Raw genomic sequence first — 16,622 nt, 5'->3', positions numbered from 1 at the left:
TGGCAGGGTCACAAAGCCCTGACTGCACATCGTCTGATACTTATTTGCACTCCTTTGCTAAGGGTTAAGCCAACGGTCAATCATTCATCCAAGCATTCGCACCGGCCGGCGAGGGCGCCAAGCCCGCGGGAAGCAAACGGCTGGCAGAGACCTAACCGCGCATGGCGGTACGAGGAATATCATCAGGTGGGAAGATACGATGCGTATCAGCTGGCGAGGTTCTGTTCGGTTAATCGCTGCTCGACCAGGCGGCGGTAGCAGGAGGGCGTCATACCCTTTAGCTGTTGAAAACGGCGGTTGAAGTTGGAGAGATTATTGAAACCCGACTCGAAGCAGACGTCGGTGATCGGTTTGTCATTGTCCAACAGCAGCTCGCAGGATTTGCTGATGCGCAAGCTGTTGACGAACTCGACGTAGCATCGTCCGGTGGCGCGCTTGAAGAAGCGCGAAAAATAGGTGGGCTTCATGCTCAGATGGCCCGCGACTTCCTCGAGCGGCAGCTCGCGCATGTAGTTATCGAAGATGTAGTTGACCGCCATGTTGGTGCGGTCGGCGTGGTGCTCGTCGCCTAGTTGTGCCGAGGTGGCGCCAGAGAGCAGTTGATAATCGTCACAGCCGGCGAGCAGCTCGAGCATGATCAGAAAATAGCCGAGGCGGGTGGCGCCGCGGCTGTCGGCGACCCTTTGCATCAGCCTGCTGGCCTCGGCAATGGTGCGTGGACAGCGGAACTCGATGCCATAGCGCGAACGCTCGAGCATCGGTGTCAGGCTGCGCAATTCGGAGAAAACGCTGTGGCCCGCTTCGAATAGCTCATCGGTAAAGTTGACGAGCATGTCGCGCTTGGCGACCACTTCACCCTCGTCGACCTGGCTGATCCAGTTATGTGGCATGTGTGGGCCGGTGAGGAACAGGCTGTCCGGACCGAAATTGCCTACATAGTCCCCGACGAAGACCTTTCCCGAACTGGCGACGATCAGATGCAGCTCGTATTCCTTGTGGTTGTGCCAGCGCACCAGTGGGCACGGAAAGCCGTGCTCCCGGTAGATCAGCGAATTGCCGTGGTGATCATCCATCAGCTCGTAGGATGGGTCGGAGATCTTCAACGCTTTCATGCTGGGTGCCGTCGTCCTTTTCTTTTCCCCTTGGGTTATAGACGTTCATGGCGCCGGGGCCAATCGGTCAGGCAATTTCGTATCGGTAGGGCAGGTCAGGACCGCGACGGGAGCAGGTGATTGCGGCTGCCTGAACGGCAAAGGCCAGCAGTGCTTGCAACTGATCGTGCTCAACCTGCGCCAGCGCCGCGGCAGTGTCCAACCCCTGCGTATGCAAGTAACTCAGCAGAGCTGCCTGGAAGGTATCGCCGGCTCCTACGGTATCGCGCACGGTGACGGCTTTCGCCGATGCGTAGAGGTCGCCATGACGACGGCTGAATAGCTGTGCACCTGCGCCGCCCCGGGTCAGCACGACCAGCTCGCAGGGGCCCTGTAGCCAGCGCTGGGCAATGGCTTCAGGCGCTTCGCCGGGATAGAGCAGCGCCAGGTCCTCATCGCTGACCTTGATCAGATGAGCAAGCTCGGCGAACGCCTCGACGCGTTCCCGCCAGCGCAGCAGGTCAGGCTCGACATTGAGACGAATATTCGGGTCCAGGGAAATCAGCCGACGTCCGCTTTCACGGCGCACCAAAGTCAACAAGGTATCCGCAATCGGTGCAGTGACCAGGGAATAGGAGCCGACATGAATGCCGCGAATTTCATTACCCGGCGCAGAGAGGTGTTCCTCGCGCGGTAGGCGGTCGGCACACCCTTCGCCGCGAAAACTGTAAATCGGCGCACCATCAGCGCCGAGCGCGACCATGGCCAGAGTGGTCGGTGCGTCGAACGGCACCAGATAACGCGTATCGACGCCTTCTTCGTCGAGCACCTGCCAAAGTCGTTGGCCCAAGTAGTCCCTGGATATGCCGGCAAATAACGCGGATGGCGTACCCAGCCTCGCCAGCCCGACAGCGACATTGAACGGTGATCCGCCGGCAACCGCTTCCAGATTCAAGCGATTGCTACGGGAACCTGCCGGAGCTGCGAACACGTCGAAAAGGGCTTCGCCACAGACCAGATACATGATGGATTCCTGCCGCTGGGAATCCCCTGAGCTTAACCGTGACGCGCACGGTGTGACAGTACGCCGCAGGCAATCGACCGATACGATCTTGCACTCGCGGCTGATGTTTCAGTAGACCCATACCTCGACTCGTCTGTTCTTTATACGGCCGCGCTCGCTGTTCGACGCGACTGGAAGTTGGTCACCCAACCCATTGATATCCTTAACTAGAATCCCACCTCGTGACAGCTCGCGGCGGACCGCCATCGCGCGCAGTTTGGATAACAACGCAGTGCGCGCCGAGTCACCTTTCGCATCGCCGAAGCCTACCAGCACCGCTGCGTTCATCTGCTTGTCGGTGCTTTGCAGGTAATCGATCAGGCGTCCGACGTCACGCTGTGCCTTGTTATCCAGGCGCGCGCTGCCCTCATCGAAGCGAAAGTTGACCGTTAGCCGCTGCGCCTGGCTTGCGAGATTCTGGTAGAGCTGCGGCATGCTTGTCTCAACCGGCAATTTGATTGCGGTAATTGCCTGCGCGACATAGCCGGACTTGCCTACGATCGATTGGCCAGCGGCACTGTGAACGAAATCGAGAAAAGCTCGGGTCCAGTCTGTTTGTTCGGCAGGGTTGGCATAGAGAAACAGGCGTCGCGACAACGGGTAATCTTCGGTCGCGACGAGCGCAGTGGTGGGCCGCATGGGCTGCGAGTCGCCATCGGCAATGGCCAGGGCTTTTGAACTCCCAACCGAGGCAAGCCCGACAAACCCGATCGCGCCGGGGCGGGTACTGACTGTCTCGGATAATTGGTCGTTGGACTCGTACCGCGTGGCGCTGGCAGCCAGCGTCTTGCTCTGCGTGCCGAGCACAAGCTCTTTGAAGGTGTCGTAGGTGCCGGACCGGTCATCGCGCGCATGCAGTTCGACCGCAAGATCATCGCCGCCCAGCTCCCGCCAGTTCTGAATCTCGCCAGCAAATAATCGGGCAACCTGTTCGACGCTGAGCGAAGCAATTCGATTGTTCGGGTGAACGATGATCGCCAGGCCGTCGATAGCGATGACCTGTTCGGCCTGCGCGCTACGTAGATCGCCCAGACTGGCGAGGCTTTCATGTTCACTGTTCTTGATCGGTCGCGACGCAGCGGCCAGGTCGGCGGAGCCGTCCTTCAATCCGGCAAAGCCGGTACCTGTCCCATGAGCCGCGACCAACGCGTGGAGCGTACGGCCGGAGCTGTCGGTGGCACTGATTCGCTGCTCGTTCTCGCGCCCAGCTGAGGCAATCCGTACCGAACCAAAACCCTGCGCCTCGAACATGCCGGTAATCAGCATCGGCGCCAGCTTCGCGCCAACGGTGTTCGACCCATGTATACGCAGCACTGCGCTGCCATCTGCAGGCACCGCCGGCAAGGGGGCGCTTACCGCGAGCGGGCTGGCACCGAACAGACCGAGAAGCGCCAGGCGCAGCGCTCGTTTCCCTGTCGTGCGTACGAACGCTAAAAATGCCATGCAGCAACTCTCCCATGCAAAGAAGCGGGGAGATTAAGAAGGTTTGTTTACCGTTACGTGACGGCGGGCCGAAGCGAGGGTGTGAAATTGCTGCGCTCGGTTAGAACCCACGATGTCTCGCCGCGCGGCGGTCGCACGACGCGGCGGATACAGGGCCGCAACTATCAGTTCAGCTCGATCCAGACCGGGCAATGGTCGGAGGGCTTTTCCATGCTGCGGATGTCGTAGTCGACGCCGCAGTTGGTGACGCGGTCATGCAGGCCGGCGGTGGTCAGGATCAGATCGATGCGCAGACCGCGGCGCGGATCGTCCTCGAAGCCGCGGCTGCGATAGTCGAACCAGCTGAAGCGATCGACCACTTCCGGGTTGAGCGTGCGGAAGCTGTCCTGTAGCCCCCAATTCTTCAACCGCGTCAGCCATTCACGTTCTTCCGGCAGGAAGCTGCACTTGCCGGTGCGCAGCCAGCGCTTGGCATTCACCTCACCGATACCAATGTCGCAGTCTTCCGGCGAAATGTTGAAATCGCCCATGACGGCAACTGACTGATCGGGAGTGAAGCGCTCTTCCAGCAATGTCTGTAAGTCAGCGTAAAACTTGGTTTTGGCCGGAAACTTGGTGGGGTGAATGCGGCTTTCACCTTGCGGAAAATAGCCGTTCATCACGGCAACGGGCTCGCCGTTGGCATCGGCGAAGCGGCCCCAGATGAAGCGCTTCTGCGAATCCTCGCCATCACCGGGAAAGCCCTTATGGATTTCCAGCGGAGCCTGCTTTGAAAGCAGCGCGACGCCGTAGTGACCTTTCTGGCCGTGGTAGTGGACGTGATAGCCGAGGGCCTCGATCTCGGCCTGGGGAAACTGCTCGTCGGCCACTTTAGTTTCCTGCAGGCCAATCACATCCGGCTGATGCTTTTCAATAAGTGCAGCTAGTTGATGAGGTCTTGCGCGCAACCCATTGATATTGAAAGAAACAAGCTTCATCGGTGCAGGCTCCGGCAAAACCGGGATTCTAATCGCTTGGGCAGATCGGCGCGAGCCGTGTCACGCGGGTCGGCAATAACCGGCTTGGAGAAGGCACGACCGCCGAGCCGGTGCTAACGTGAAATCAGCGCTCGACAACAATAAGAACATCAACAAGAGAACCGCCATGCCGATGCCTGCCGAAGTACGAATGCTGGACAGTGGTTACGCCAGGGAAGCGCGATCGCTTCTGTATAACGCCTATCGACACGAACCCACATTCGCTTACCTGTTCGAATCCGATCGTCCTGGTTACGACCAGCGCGTGCGTGCAACGGTGCGCGAATTGGTCAACCAACACTTTCTGCAGGACCAACCGGCGCTGGGGCTGCTGCTGGACGATCGACTCATCGCCGCCGCCTTGATCGCACCGCCGCAACGACGCCTCGATATTACCGAGAGCTGGGCGTGGCGCATGCGCATGTTGCTGACCACCGGTTTTCGCTGCACCCGGCGCTACCTCGACTATCACGCCGCAGTGCTTGGCTGCCTGCCGCCGGGCACTTTTCATGTGCTGCCGTTGATGGCTGTTCATCCGCAATTCCAAGGGCAGCATTACGGCGAACAGCTGCTCGAGGCCCTGCACAACTGGTGTGCGGCGGACGCGGGCTCACACGGGTTGATGATCGATACCGGCAACCCGCGCTACCTGAATTTCTATGAGCGCCAGGGCTACGAGAACATCGGCCAGGTGGCAATCGGTCCGGTGGTCGAGCATGTGTTTTTCCATCCCGCGCCGCGTCAGGTCGAAGCCAGCGGCGGTTAACGGCGAATTTTGCTGTTTGCCAACAGTCCAACCATCGGATGTCCGAAGAAGTCTTCCCAATGTCTTGCTTGACGCTGTATGTGCCGTGCTACACGCATCGATGCCATCCCGAGCCTCGGTGTGTGTCGTGCTAGCATCGCTCGTCATGCACTTATCTCTCATTGGCCGAATTGTCGCGTCCGGACTTACGTTGCTTGTAGTTTCATCCGCTACCGCTGCGGAGCTGGACGTCAATGTCGAGCCCTCCAACGCTGAGTTGCGCGAGAACGTCGAAAACTACATTGGCGAGCTGGGCGACCGTAGCGAGCGGGAACTGCTGCGCTACAGCCGTATAGCGCAGCAGCAAGCGCAAAAAGCGCTCCAGGCTCTGGGCTACTACAACGGCCAAATCGAATCCGAAGTCACCGGCGGCGAGAATACACAGTTGACGCTGCGCATCGAGCCCGGCGAGCCGGTTCGGTTGCGCAACATCACGGTGCGGGTGGAGGGGCCGGCTGCCGAGTTACGTGCCTTTCGCGTCCCGCGCAACACGCTGAACGCTGGCGCCGTGCTCAATCATGGGCAGTACGAGGAAGTAAAGCAGCAGATCCTCAACCAGGCTTCGCGCTATGGATTTTTCGATGGCCGCTTCAAAAGCCAGCGTCTGGCGGTCGACCCTACCGCGAACGCCGCCGACGTGGAGCTGGTATTCGACAGCGGCCCCCGCTACGTGCTGGGCGATGTGCGATTCGAGGGCGACTCGCCCTTCGACCCCGATCTGCTGGCGCGCATGGTGCCGTTCGAAGCCGGTACTCCGTATGACTCGGAGCTGGTGGCCGATCTCAATCAGGCGATGCAATCGAGTGGCTACTTCGAAGGCGTGCGGGTCGATGCCAATCCTGCCAATGCCGAACAGCAGCGTATTCCGGTAGCGGTGCAACTGACCACTCGCGAGCCCCGTACCCTGGGTCTCGGTCTCGGTTATTCGACCGACGTCGGGCCGCGTATGCGTTTCGATTTCCTTCGCCATTGGGTCAACCCGCAGGGCCACAGCTACGGCATCGAGTCCGAGCTGTCTGCCCCGCGGCAAAATGTCGGGCTCTACTACGACGTGCCGCTTGATCCGCCACTGACGGACAAGCTGCGTTATGCCGCGGGCTATCAATATGAACAGCTAGCCGACAATGACAGCCTCAGCCAGCTATTGACGGTGGGCCCCGAGTGGCACCGCAAGCTACCTAGCGGCTGGCAGCGGGTCTGGTCGCTGAAATGGCGCCACGAACAATACGAGCTTGGCGACGATTCAGGCGTCAGTACGTTGCTGATGCCCGGCGTTGCCTATAGCTACCTGCGCAGCGATAACCGTATCGACCCCAGCCGTGGCTATCGCCTGGAATTCGAGCTGGCCGCCGCGAAGGATGGTGCGTTGTCTGATGCGGACCTGATCCATGCGAACACCACCCTCAAAGGTCTGATCACACTCGCCGAGCGCCATCGCTTCCTGGGCCGCGTTCAGGTCGGCGGAAACTGGACCGACGAATACACCAACGTACCGCCGTCGCTGCGCTATTTCGCCGGTGGCGATCAGAGTGTGCGCGGCTATGACTACCAGAGCCTGTCGCCGACCAACTCCGATGGCGACCGAATCGGTGGTCGTTATCAGCTGGCGGTCAGTGCCGAATATCAGTACTCGGTAACGGACAAGTGGCGGGTGGCTACGTTTGTCGATCAGGGCAATGCGTTCAATTCGCTGGAGTTGCCATCCCTTAAAAGCAGCGTGGGTCTGGGCGTTCGCTGGGTTTCGCCGGTCGGGCCGATCCGCGTCGACCTGGCGCATCCGCTAGACGACGACGGAGGGGTGCGGCTGCATTTTTCCATGGGGCCGGAGCTTTGAGGCGTACCACGAGGATTATGGGTTGGGCGCTGCTGGTCGTGCTTGCAGTGCTGTTGTCGATCGTTCTGGCTGTGGGCGCCGTGCTCGGCACCACGTCGGGCAGTCGCTGGGCCCTGAGCAAGATTCCAGGGGTGCGGGTCGAACAGTTCGAGGGGCGTCTTGGCGGTCGTTGGCAGGCGGAGCGGCTGATTTGGGAACAGGACGGCAGCCGCGTCACGGTGGCGTCACCGAGGATGGACTGGTCACCGGCGTGCCTGCTGCGCATGACCCTTTGTATCGAGCATCTGGTTGCCGGGGATGTCGATCTGCAATTTCCGCCCAGCCCTGATGAGGAACCAAGCGAGCCCTTTAGCCTGCCCGAAATCACATTGCCGCTGGAGCTTCGAATCGAGCGAGTCGAGATCGGCCGGCTTCGGCTGAATGACGTCGAACAGTTGCAAAGCCTGCAACTGCGCGCGGACTGGCGTAAGGACGGTCTGGACATCAAGGCCTTACAGGTGCGCCGCGAAGATCTTTCGCTGGATATGGCTGGCCGCGTGCAATCGAACGGCGATTGGCCGCTGGAACTGGCGGGCAATGCAGCCATCCAGTCGCCTAGTCAGCAACCCTGGGCGCTGAAAATCGCGGTGGATGGTGAGCTACGTGAGCACCTGATGCTGAATGTCGAAAGCCAGGGCTACCTCGATGCCAAGCTCAGTGGCCGGGTACGCCCGTTGGAGCCGGAGCTGCCGGCGAATCTGCTGTTGGTGATCGAGCGCTTCAAGGCCACCCCTGAGTTGCCTGATGCGCTGCGCCTGGACAGTTTTGAGCTGACCGCCGAGGGCGATCTGAAGCAGGGTTACCGGGTGATCGGCGAGGGCAGCTTTCAAGGCGAGGGCGGCGCGGTCGGCATCGCGTTGAGCGGCTTGATCGACGCCACTCAGGCGCAGGTGGAAGAGCTACAGCTGGATGTCGACGAGGGTCGGCGGATCAGCTTGAACGGGCAGGTCAATTGGCAGGATGGATTAGCGGGCGAAGCGGAATTGGCCTGGCGCGATTTTCCTTGGCGCAGGCTGTATCCAGGCGTGGAAGAGCCGCCCGTGGCGCTGCGCACGCTAAACGCACAATTGCAGTATGAAGACGGCAATTACCTAGGCAACTTCAATGCGGCGCTGACTGGGCCTTCCGGCGACTTCACCTTGCAAAGCCCTATCAGCGGCGACCTCGAAATTGTGCACCTGCCACAACTGGAGTTACAGGCCGGGCAGGGCGCGGCCACCGGAAATCTAAGCGTGGGCTTCGCCGACGGTATCGACTGGAATACCACCTTGAATCTGAGCGGGCTCGATCCTTCCTACTGGGTCGCCGAATTGCCAGGCCAACTCGGTGGCATTCTCAGCAGCCGCGGCACCCTGCGCGACGAGCAATTACAAGCCGAAGCGCATCTTGATCTGGACGGCACGCTGCGCAAGCAGCCGCTACATCTACAGCTGGAGGCGAGCGGTCAGGACGACACTTGGAGTGTCCCCCGCATTGATCTACAGCTCGGTGACAACCGGGTCCAGGGCAGCGGCCGCTGGGCCAAGACGTTGCAGGCGAGTCTGGAGCTGGATTTGCCGCGTTTGGCGCAACTCTGGCCTGATCTGCAAGGTCAGCTGGCCGGTAACCTGAGCCTGGCGGGTACACCTCAAGCGCCCCAGGGCGAGTTGGCGGTCGAGGGAAACAATGTTGCGTTTCAGGAAAACCACGTGGAGCGCCTGCAGCTGACAGCCAACCTTCAAGAGGGGGAACGTGGTCAACTGCGGCTCATCGCTGACGGGTTGCGGGCAGGTGAAACCGATCTCGGCCAATTGCAGGTGAATGCCAACGGCAGCCGGCAGGCGCACGAGGCCGAACTGCGATTGCAGGGCCCGTTGCTGGATTTTTCCCTGGCGCTGAACGGCGGGCTGCACGGCGAGGATTGGCAAGGGCGGTTGGTGCGGGCCGAGCTGGACGCAAAGGGGCAGCAGTGGTCGCTGCAGCAACCGGCATCGCTGGAGCGGCTGGCCAGCGGCCGGATCACCTTTGGTGCACACTGCTGGGGCTCTGGTTCCGCCACGCTGTGTGCCGAGGATCAGCGCCTACTGCCTGATCCACAGCTGCGTTATCACCTGCGTGATTTTCCTCTGGAATCGATCGGTGCCTACTTGCCGAACAATCTGATCTGGCAAGGCGAGGTCAACGCCGACCTGTCGCTGGATCTACCGAGCACGGGTCCCAGCGGGACCATTCGCGTCGATGCAGGTCCAGGCACGCTGCGCATGCGCGACGGCGAGCGGTGGCTGGAATTTCCCTATGCAACCCTGGCGTTGAACAGCGAGTTGACGCCGCAACGAATCGATAGCCGATTACGCTTCGAAGGCGGCGAACTTGGCGAACTCGATGTGCGCTTGCAAGTTGATCCAAGCACTGATGCGAAAGCCATCTCCGGCAGCTTCCGCCTGAGCGATTTCGATCTCTGCGTGGCTCAGCCCTTCGTCGCTCAGGTCGAGCGGCTGGAGGGGCAGCTGAACGGCAATGGCGAGCTGTCCGGAAGCTTGCAGCAGCCGCAGGTCAACGGTGAGCTGACCCTCAGCGGCGGCGAGATTGCTGGCAGCGAGCTACCGGTCAGTTTCGAGCAGTTGCAGATTCGCGCCGTCATCAACGGTGAGCGTGTGCGCCTCGATGGCAACTGGCGTAGCGGCGAGCAGGGGCGGGGCGAGATCGCCGGCACGCTGGACTGGCGCGACGCGCTGGACCTGGATATGCGCGTGAGTGGCAGCCGGCTGCCGGTTGTCGTCGAGCCTTATGCCGAACTGGAGGTGGAGCCGGATCTACGGTTGCAACTGGCCGATGATCAGTTGGCCGTGACCGGCAAGGTGCGCGTGCCCCGCGGCGATATCACTATTCGCGAATTGCCGCCGTCAACCGTCAAGGTTTCCGAAGACACGGTGATCATCGGCGAAGAGGCTGAAGAGGCGCAGACGCCGTTGGCAATTCGTATGGACATCGATGTCGAAGTGGGCCAGGACCGGCTGCGGTTTTCAGGTTTCGGCCTGACTGCTGACCTTGCCGGTTATTTGCATATCGGTGACAACCTCGATGCCCGCGGCGAGCTCAATCTCAACAATGGGCGCTACAGGGCCTACGGCCAGCGCCTGACCATACGCCGGGCGCAACTGCTGTTTACCGGCGTACTGTCACAGCCATTCCTGAATATCGAGGCCATTCGGCGGATCGAGGCCGATAACGTCATCGCTGGTTTGCGCATCACCGGCAGCGCCGAACAGCCGCGGGTCAACGTGTTTGCCGAACCCGCGATGAGCCAGGAGCAGGCCTTGTCCTATCTTGTGCTTGGGCGGCCGCTGGGTGCCGATTCTGGCGATAACAATATGCTGGCACAGGCCGCCCTCGGGCTCGGCCTAGCCGGTAGTGCGTCAATAACCGGAGACGTTGCGCAGCGTCTGGGCATCCAGGATTTTCAACTCGATACCGAAGGCAGCGGCGCCGAGACCAGCGTAGTCGCCAGCGGGCGACTGACCGACCGTCTGACACTCCGTTACGGGGTTGGCGTATTCGAATCTGCCAATAATGTTGCTCTGCGTTACCGGCTGACCAAGCGTATTTTTCTCGAAGCCGCTAGCGGGCTGGCCAGTTCGCTTGACGTGTTCTATCGGCGTAATTTTTAAGGCGCTACGGCGTTGCATCTACGCTTGAAAAAAACGTGGCGAATCGACTGGCGGCGCTGCTGCCTTGGGCTACTCTGTTGGGCTTACGTAACCGGCAACCAGGGATGACTGATCGGTCGATCTGCAAGCCTCTCAGTGTCTTTTCGATGCTGTGCGAACGGCATGTAAAACGACGTTGCGCCAAGCGCTTGTGGTGGTGGTAGGATCGCTCGGTCGCTCCTTGCGTCGCAGCTATTACAGGGCTCTGGCAAGGGTTCTGCAAGTTGTCGGTAGTAGTACCCAGCATATGAAGTCGGGGTCATTACTGGCCGTTTCGGTAGAGCGGGAGAGGCAGTCAGGCTATAGGCGTTGTGCTTCTACTGCGCTCCGACGCGGGCCGCTTGGGCAAGGATGTCTAACATAATCAATAAGGGTGCCTTGAATGGAATTCCTGCAAAACCTGGTCAATAGCGTTAACGGTCTCGTCTGGGGACCTCCCATGCTGGTGCTGATTCTCGGCACCGGTTTCTTCCTCATGATCTTGCTCAAGTTCATGCCTCTGGTGCGCATCGGAACCGGCTTTGCGCTGATCTGGCGTGGACGCGCAAAGGGCGATGAGTCAACAGGCGAAATCAGCCCGTTCCAGGCGCTGATGACTTGCTTGGCCGCCACCGTCGGTACCGGCAATATCGCCGGCGTCGCCACTGCGATCTTCCTCGGCGGCCCTGGTGCGCTGTTCTGGATGTGGTGCACGGCGCTGGTGGGAATGGCGACCAAGTACTGTGAGGTCGTCCTGGCGGTGCATTACCGTGAGAAGGATGATCGCGGCGAGCATGTCGGTGGCCCGATGTATGCCATCAAGAATGGCCTGGGCAAGCGCTGGTTATGGCTGGGTGGCGCATTTGCGATCTTCGGCGGGCTGGCCGGTTTCGGAATCGGCAACATGGTGCAGGTGAACAGCATGGCGCTTGCGCTCGAGAGCACCTTCTCGGTGCCGCTGTGGGTCACCGGCCTGGTCACCATGGTGTTCGTCGGGTTGGTTATCCTGGGCGGCATCAAGCGGATCGGCGCAGTAGCCGCCGCGCTGGTGCCGTTCATGTGCGTGGCCTATGTAATCGCAGGTATTGTGGTGCTGGTGGTCCATGCGGCTGAAATCCCGAGGGCATTCGACCTTATCTTTACCCATGCCTTCACGCCAATCGCTGCCACTGGCGGCTTTGCCGGTGCGGCCGTCATGGCCGCGATTCGCTTCGGCGTGGCGCGCGGTATTTTTTCCAACGAGGCAGGACTGGGTACTGCCGGTATCGCGCAGGCAGCCGGCACCACGCAGAGTTCCGTGCGCTCCGGCCTGATCGGCATGATGGGGACGTTCATCGATACCATTATCATCTGCTCCATTACCGGTCTGGCAATCGTCTGCTCGGGCGTCTGGACGGGTGGCGAAAGCGGTGCTGCACTGTCGGCCGCCGCGTTCGAATCGGCCATGCCTGGATTCGGGGCTGCAGTGTTGACGATCGCCCTGGTGGTATTCGCCTTTACAACCATCCTGGGCTGGAGCTATTACGGTGAGCGGTGCTGGGAATTCATGGTCGGCACCAAGGCGATCTGGCCGTTTCGCGTCGTCTGGGTACTGGCGGTACCGTTCGGCGCAATCGCGCAGCTGGATTTCGCCTGGTTGTTTGCCGATACCCTCAACGGGCTGATGGCCATTCCCAACCTGATCTCCCTATTGCTGCTGAGTCCGGTCGTGGTCAAGTTGACCAAGGAATACTTTGCCCGTAACCCGGTAGCCTGATAATCCGGGCCGCGAGAGCCTCTCGCGGCCTATGACCGAAGGAGTTCACATGACTGAAATTACCCACAGAGGCAACCCGATCAAGGTTGTTGGTGCCGTCCCGCAAGTCGGTCAGAAAGCCAAGCCGTTCAGCTTGGTTGGCGGTGACTTGGCTGATGTTGCGCTGAGCAGCTTCTCCGGCAAGCGCAAGGTTCTTAACATCTTCCCGAGTATCGATACACCGACTTGTGCCACTTCGGTGCGCAAGTTCAATGCTCAAGCCAATGGGTTGGATAACACGGTGGTGCTGTGTATCTCCGCCGACCTGCCGTTTGCCCAGAAGCGCTTCTGCGGTGCCGAGGGCCTGGAGAACGTGGTCAATCTTTCGACCATGCGTGGCCGCGAGTTCCTCGAGGATTACGGTGTGCTGATCGCCACTGGCCCGCTCGCTGGCGTATCTGCGCGCGCGGTCGTCGTGCTGGACGAACAGGACCAAGTGCTGCACAGCGAACTGGTCGCCGAAATTGGTTCCGAGCCCGATTACGAAGCTGCCATCGCATCGCTCAACTAGCTCAACTGATAGGAAGCGGTGCAACGCCGTTTCCTTCGCCATTCCAAATCTGGCGACAGAAATAACGCTGAGTCATTTATCCCTTTTTGTCGTTATCAATTGGCTGAAATCCCCTGTCAGCGCTTAGCTTGCATTTAGCGCATCCCTACAGATTGCTGCGATCACGATGGCCTTAGGCCAGACTTTATTAATTGCCTACAAAATCTTTCTCTTTCGCCGCGGTCCTAGCATCGTTGCCCATTGAATGGATTCGCTTATGTCTACCTCGCGCGTCAAAAAGATCGGTGTATCCGGCACAGGAATGATCGCCCACTGTTTTGTTCGGTTGATCAAGCAGCACTACCAGGATCTGGAAATCTCCCGCGTATTGACCCGTCGGCCGCTCAACTCCTTTACCGATTTCCCACTGACCGATCGCCTCACCAATTCCATCGACCAACTGATCGACAGCGCTGACCTGATCGTCGAGTGCAGCGGTGACGTATTCCATGGCACCGAGGTCATCGAGCGTGCCTTCGAAGCCGGCCTGCCGGTGATAACGATCAATGCCGAATTGCAAGTCACTACTGGCTCCTATCTTGCTGGCAAGGGCTTCATCACCGAGGCTGAAGGCGACCAGCCGGGGTCGTTGGCGGCACTGCATGAGGAGGCCCTGATGATGGGCTTCAAGCCGTTGGTATACGGCAATATGAAAGGCTATCTGAACCATGATCCGTCGCCAGAGGACATGGCCTACTGGTCAAAGCGTCAAGGCATTAGCATCGACCAGACGACCTCATTCACTGACGGCACCAAGGTGCAGATCGAACAGGCAATCGTGGGTAACGGCCTCGGCGCGACCATCACCAAACAGGGACTGGAAGGGCTCGCTTCAACCAACCTGACTGAAACAGGCAATTTGCTGGGCATGATGGCCGAGCGCCTTGGTCAGCCGTTCGTTGATTACGTGATTCCTTCCGGCTATCTGGCGGGGGGCGTGTTCCTGGTCTGCGGGCATGACGACAACCAGCGAGCTGCTGTCGAATATTTCAAGCTCGGCCCAGGACCCTATTACACGCTGCTGCGTCCGTTCCACCTGTGTTCGCTGGAGGTCGGCAAGACCGTGCGCCGCGTGCTCAATGGTGGTGGCGTGTTGCTGAATAACTCGACCACGCCGACGCTAGGCGTCGGTGCTATCGCCAAGCGGGCCATGCGCCCCGGTGAGCTGATCGAGCGCGGTATCGGCGGTTATCAGTTCCGCGGTGAGGCGCTCAAGCTCGACCAGAATCCAGATCATGTTCCGATCGGGCTGTTGCGCAAGACCGCACTCAAGCGTGCGGTCGAGCCAGGGCAGCTGATCACCTTTGACGATGTCGACATTCTGCCGAGTCGCGCGCTGGAGATCGTCATGCAGCAGCGTGCAGAGCGAGTCGCGACGGTCAGCCATAGCGCGGACGCGCGCCCGACAGGGTCGGTCGGGATGATGGTCATGGGCGGCTGACGGCTGTTGTGCAAATCAAACGAAGGCCGCTGATGCGGCCTTCGTTGTTTCTGCGCCTGGATTGAATCCGCAATCGCGTCACATCGGTTGCTTGATCTGTAGCACAACCAGCAACCGTGCAGCTCCGTACGGTCAGGTCTTCTTCATCGACCAATAGGCCGGTTTGAACAGGTCCCGCTCGCCGAGCAATACCACACCTGCCGCAAAGGCACATAACACCAGCGCGATGTACAGGCACAACTGGAGCAGGCCGTGCGGGGCGGGGAGCCAGTGCAGCGCGGTGGCAACTGCAGCGCCAGTCGCCACCCAACGCAGGAGAACGCTAAGAGCCAGTCCTTTTGGCGACGCCCGATAGACGTACAGTCCCATGAATATCGCCTGCAGCGCCGCTCCGCTGGAAAACGCAAATGCAAGGCCTTCGGCACCGTATTGACGGTAGAGCAATGCATCGAGGCTGATAGTCAGTACAGAGCTGACCAGCGTAATCGCCAAAAATAGCCGCGACCGATGTTGGGCGAGGAGGGCGCGCCCCCATAACAGCGCCAGCCCCATCGCCGGGAGACCAAGCGCATACAGGATCACCAGCGATGCCGTGGCGTCGGTTTGCGTGGCACCGAACTGACCTCGTTCCAAGAGCACCGATACAACCGTCTGGGGGAACGAGCAGAGCACCACCGCGGCGGGGACCAGAAACAGCAGAGTTGCCAGCAACCCCTTGCGTATCACCACGGCGTGGCCGCTGAGATCTTCGTCGTTCCAACTGGAAACGAAGCGAGGGAAGAGCACCGAAAGCACCGACAGTGCATAAAGCGTGAGCGGAATCGTGACGATGCGGAACGCAAACGAGAGCATCGTGATGCTGCCCTCGTCGAGAAAGGAGGCGAACATCCGCTCGGCGAGAATGCAGCCCTGTTGCGCGCCGGCGGCCAGTAGAATCGGGGCGAATGCGAGGCCGAAGCCACCACCGTGACCGGTCGCTTCGACCTCGACACCTCCGCGCAGATAAGCGATACGTCGGTGCTGCACCAGGATCAACGCCAACTGGGGCAGCAGCATGCCAATAAATATCACCATCCCGGTGGGTTGAAACAACAGGATGCCGATGATCGCGCCGGCATTGAGTAGTACCGTTCGCACCATCGGTAGGATGAACACCTCATCCATATTGAGCAGTGCACCCTGGCAATACAGTACGGCCTGAACCGCGATCAACACAGCACCCACGCAGAACACCAATTGCCCGGAGGCAACCTGAGCGTCCGACCAACCTGGCGCCAGCAGGTTGAGAATCCAATAGCTGCCGACGATGGCAATAGTGCTTACAGCGGCGCCCATAAGCATTACACGCCAGTAAAGCCAGCGGCTCACGGTTTCGAACAGGGCTTCAGATTGGCTGCGTAATTTCTGCAGGTAAGGGATCATCGCATCGCGAAGCGCGAGGCCGAGGAAGTTCTCGAAGAACATCGGCAGGATCAGTGCCACGAAGATAAGGTCCGCTTCCCAGCTCAGGCCGAAGGCTTTGGCAATGAACAGGTCGCGTAAGAAGCCGAGAAGAAAGCTGGCGACAGTCAACGCCAGGATGATCAGTGATGCGTTCATTCCTTGATCCTGTGCAGGCCATTATCGGGTGGCCTGATGAAGTCGGCATATCGCATCCGATTGAATGGACCGCCAGCGTAGTTTCGTGAATCGCGCGCGGCAGAGCCCTAGCGACGATACATAGACTGAACGACTGAAACATGGTTCCTGTGCGTTATTAGCGCGCTTGACGGTCCCGCAATCGGCATGGACAAGTGCGGATACGTAAAAATGCCGTAAATCCCCTTTGCGAGCGGGGCGTGACTGCTTATGGTTCACGCTCATTTCCAAGCGAACCCAGT

Annotated in this window: 11 protein-coding genes; 6 read left to right on the top strand and 5 right to left on the bottom strand. The window is 59.9% G+C overall.

Features of this window, described 5'->3' with window-relative positions:
• Positions 1 to 206: 206 nt before the first annotated feature.
• The 4 genes from NAV33_RS01405 to xthA all read right to left on the bottom strand — a co-directional run bounded on the left by NAV33_RS01405 (position 207) and on the right by xthA (position 4,574).
• Positions 207 to 1,112, bottom strand: a complete 906-nt coding sequence (locus tag NAV33_RS01405) for an AraC family transcriptional regulator (RefSeq protein ID WP_255976141.1) — start codon at positions 1,110 to 1,112, stop codon at positions 207 to 209.
• 67 nt (positions 1,113 to 1,179) lie between these two features.
• Positions 1,180 to 2,115, bottom strand: coding sequence for a carbohydrate kinase family protein (locus NAV33_RS01400; RefSeq protein WP_255976140.1), 936 nt, complete (start codon positions 2,113 to 2,115; stop codon positions 1,180 to 1,182).
• 108 nt (positions 2,116 to 2,223) lie between these two features.
• Positions 2,224 to 3,597 (bottom strand): substrate-binding domain-containing protein, encoded by a 1,374-nt coding sequence (locus NAV33_RS01395; RefSeq protein WP_255976139.1) that lies wholly within the window; start codon positions 3,595 to 3,597, stop codon positions 2,224 to 2,226.
• 164 nt (positions 3,598 to 3,761) lie between these two features.
• The gene (gene xthA, locus NAV33_RS01390) at positions 3,762 to 4,574 is read right to left on the bottom strand and encodes an exodeoxyribonuclease III (protein WP_255976138.1); all 813 of its coding nucleotides are present in this window, start codon (positions 4,572 to 4,574) and stop codon (positions 3,762 to 3,764) included.
• Positions 4,575 to 4,740: 166 nt separating this feature from the next.
• Here xthA and NAV33_RS01385 point away from each other — a divergent pair, with 166 nt between their 5' ends.
• The 6 genes from NAV33_RS01385 (at position 4,741) to NAV33_RS01360 (ending at position 14,742) form a co-directional block, all read left to right on the top strand.
• Positions 4,741 to 5,379, top strand: coding sequence for a GNAT family N-acetyltransferase (locus NAV33_RS01385; protein ID WP_255976137.1), 639 nt, complete (start codon positions 4,741 to 4,743; stop codon positions 5,377 to 5,379).
• A gap of 145 nt (positions 5,380 to 5,524) precedes the next feature.
• A complete protein-coding gene (locus tag NAV33_RS01380; protein ID WP_255976136.1) occupies positions 5,525 to 7,252 on the top strand; it encodes an autotransporter assembly complex protein TamA in 1,728 nt (575 codons plus the stop codon).
• Between the two features lie 17 nt (positions 7,253 to 7,269).
• The gene (locus NAV33_RS01375; protein WP_255976135.1) at positions 7,270 to 10,938 is read left to right on the top strand and encodes a translocation/assembly module TamB domain-containing protein; all 3,669 of its coding nucleotides are present in this window, start codon (positions 7,270 to 7,272) and stop codon (positions 10,936 to 10,938) included.
• 421 nt (positions 10,939 to 11,359) lie between these two features.
• The gene (locus NAV33_RS01370) at positions 11,360 to 12,712 is read left to right on the top strand and encodes an alanine/glycine:cation symporter family protein (RefSeq protein WP_255976134.1); all 1,353 of its coding nucleotides are present in this window, start codon (positions 11,360 to 11,362) and stop codon (positions 12,710 to 12,712) included.
• A gap of 49 nt (positions 12,713 to 12,761) precedes the next feature.
• Complete coding sequence (gene tpx / locus NAV33_RS01365; protein ID WP_255976133.1) at positions 12,762 to 13,262, top strand: thiol peroxidase; 501 nt, start codon at positions 12,762 to 12,764, stop codon at positions 13,260 to 13,262.
• A gap of 301 nt (positions 13,263 to 13,563) precedes the next feature.
• Positions 13,564 to 14,742 (top strand): NAD(P)-dependent oxidoreductase, encoded by a 1,179-nt coding sequence (locus NAV33_RS01360; protein ID WP_255976981.1) that lies wholly within the window; start codon positions 13,564 to 13,566, stop codon positions 14,740 to 14,742.
• 132 nt (positions 14,743 to 14,874) lie between these two features.
• Here NAV33_RS01360 and NAV33_RS01355 read toward each other — a convergent pair whose 3' ends face one another.
• Complete coding sequence (locus NAV33_RS01355; protein WP_255976132.1) at positions 14,875 to 16,341, bottom strand: lipid II flippase MurJ; 1,467 nt, start codon at positions 16,339 to 16,341, stop codon at positions 14,875 to 14,877.
• Positions 16,342 to 16,622 lie beyond the last annotated feature (281 nt).

The sequence above is a fragment of the Stutzerimonas stutzeri genome (genome assembly GCF_024448715.1).
GTDB classification, from domain to species: domain Bacteria; phylum Pseudomonadota; class Gammaproteobacteria; order Pseudomonadales; family Pseudomonadaceae; genus Stutzerimonas; species Stutzerimonas stutzeri_AR.
This window is presented reverse-complemented; position numbering and strand designations above follow the sequence as displayed.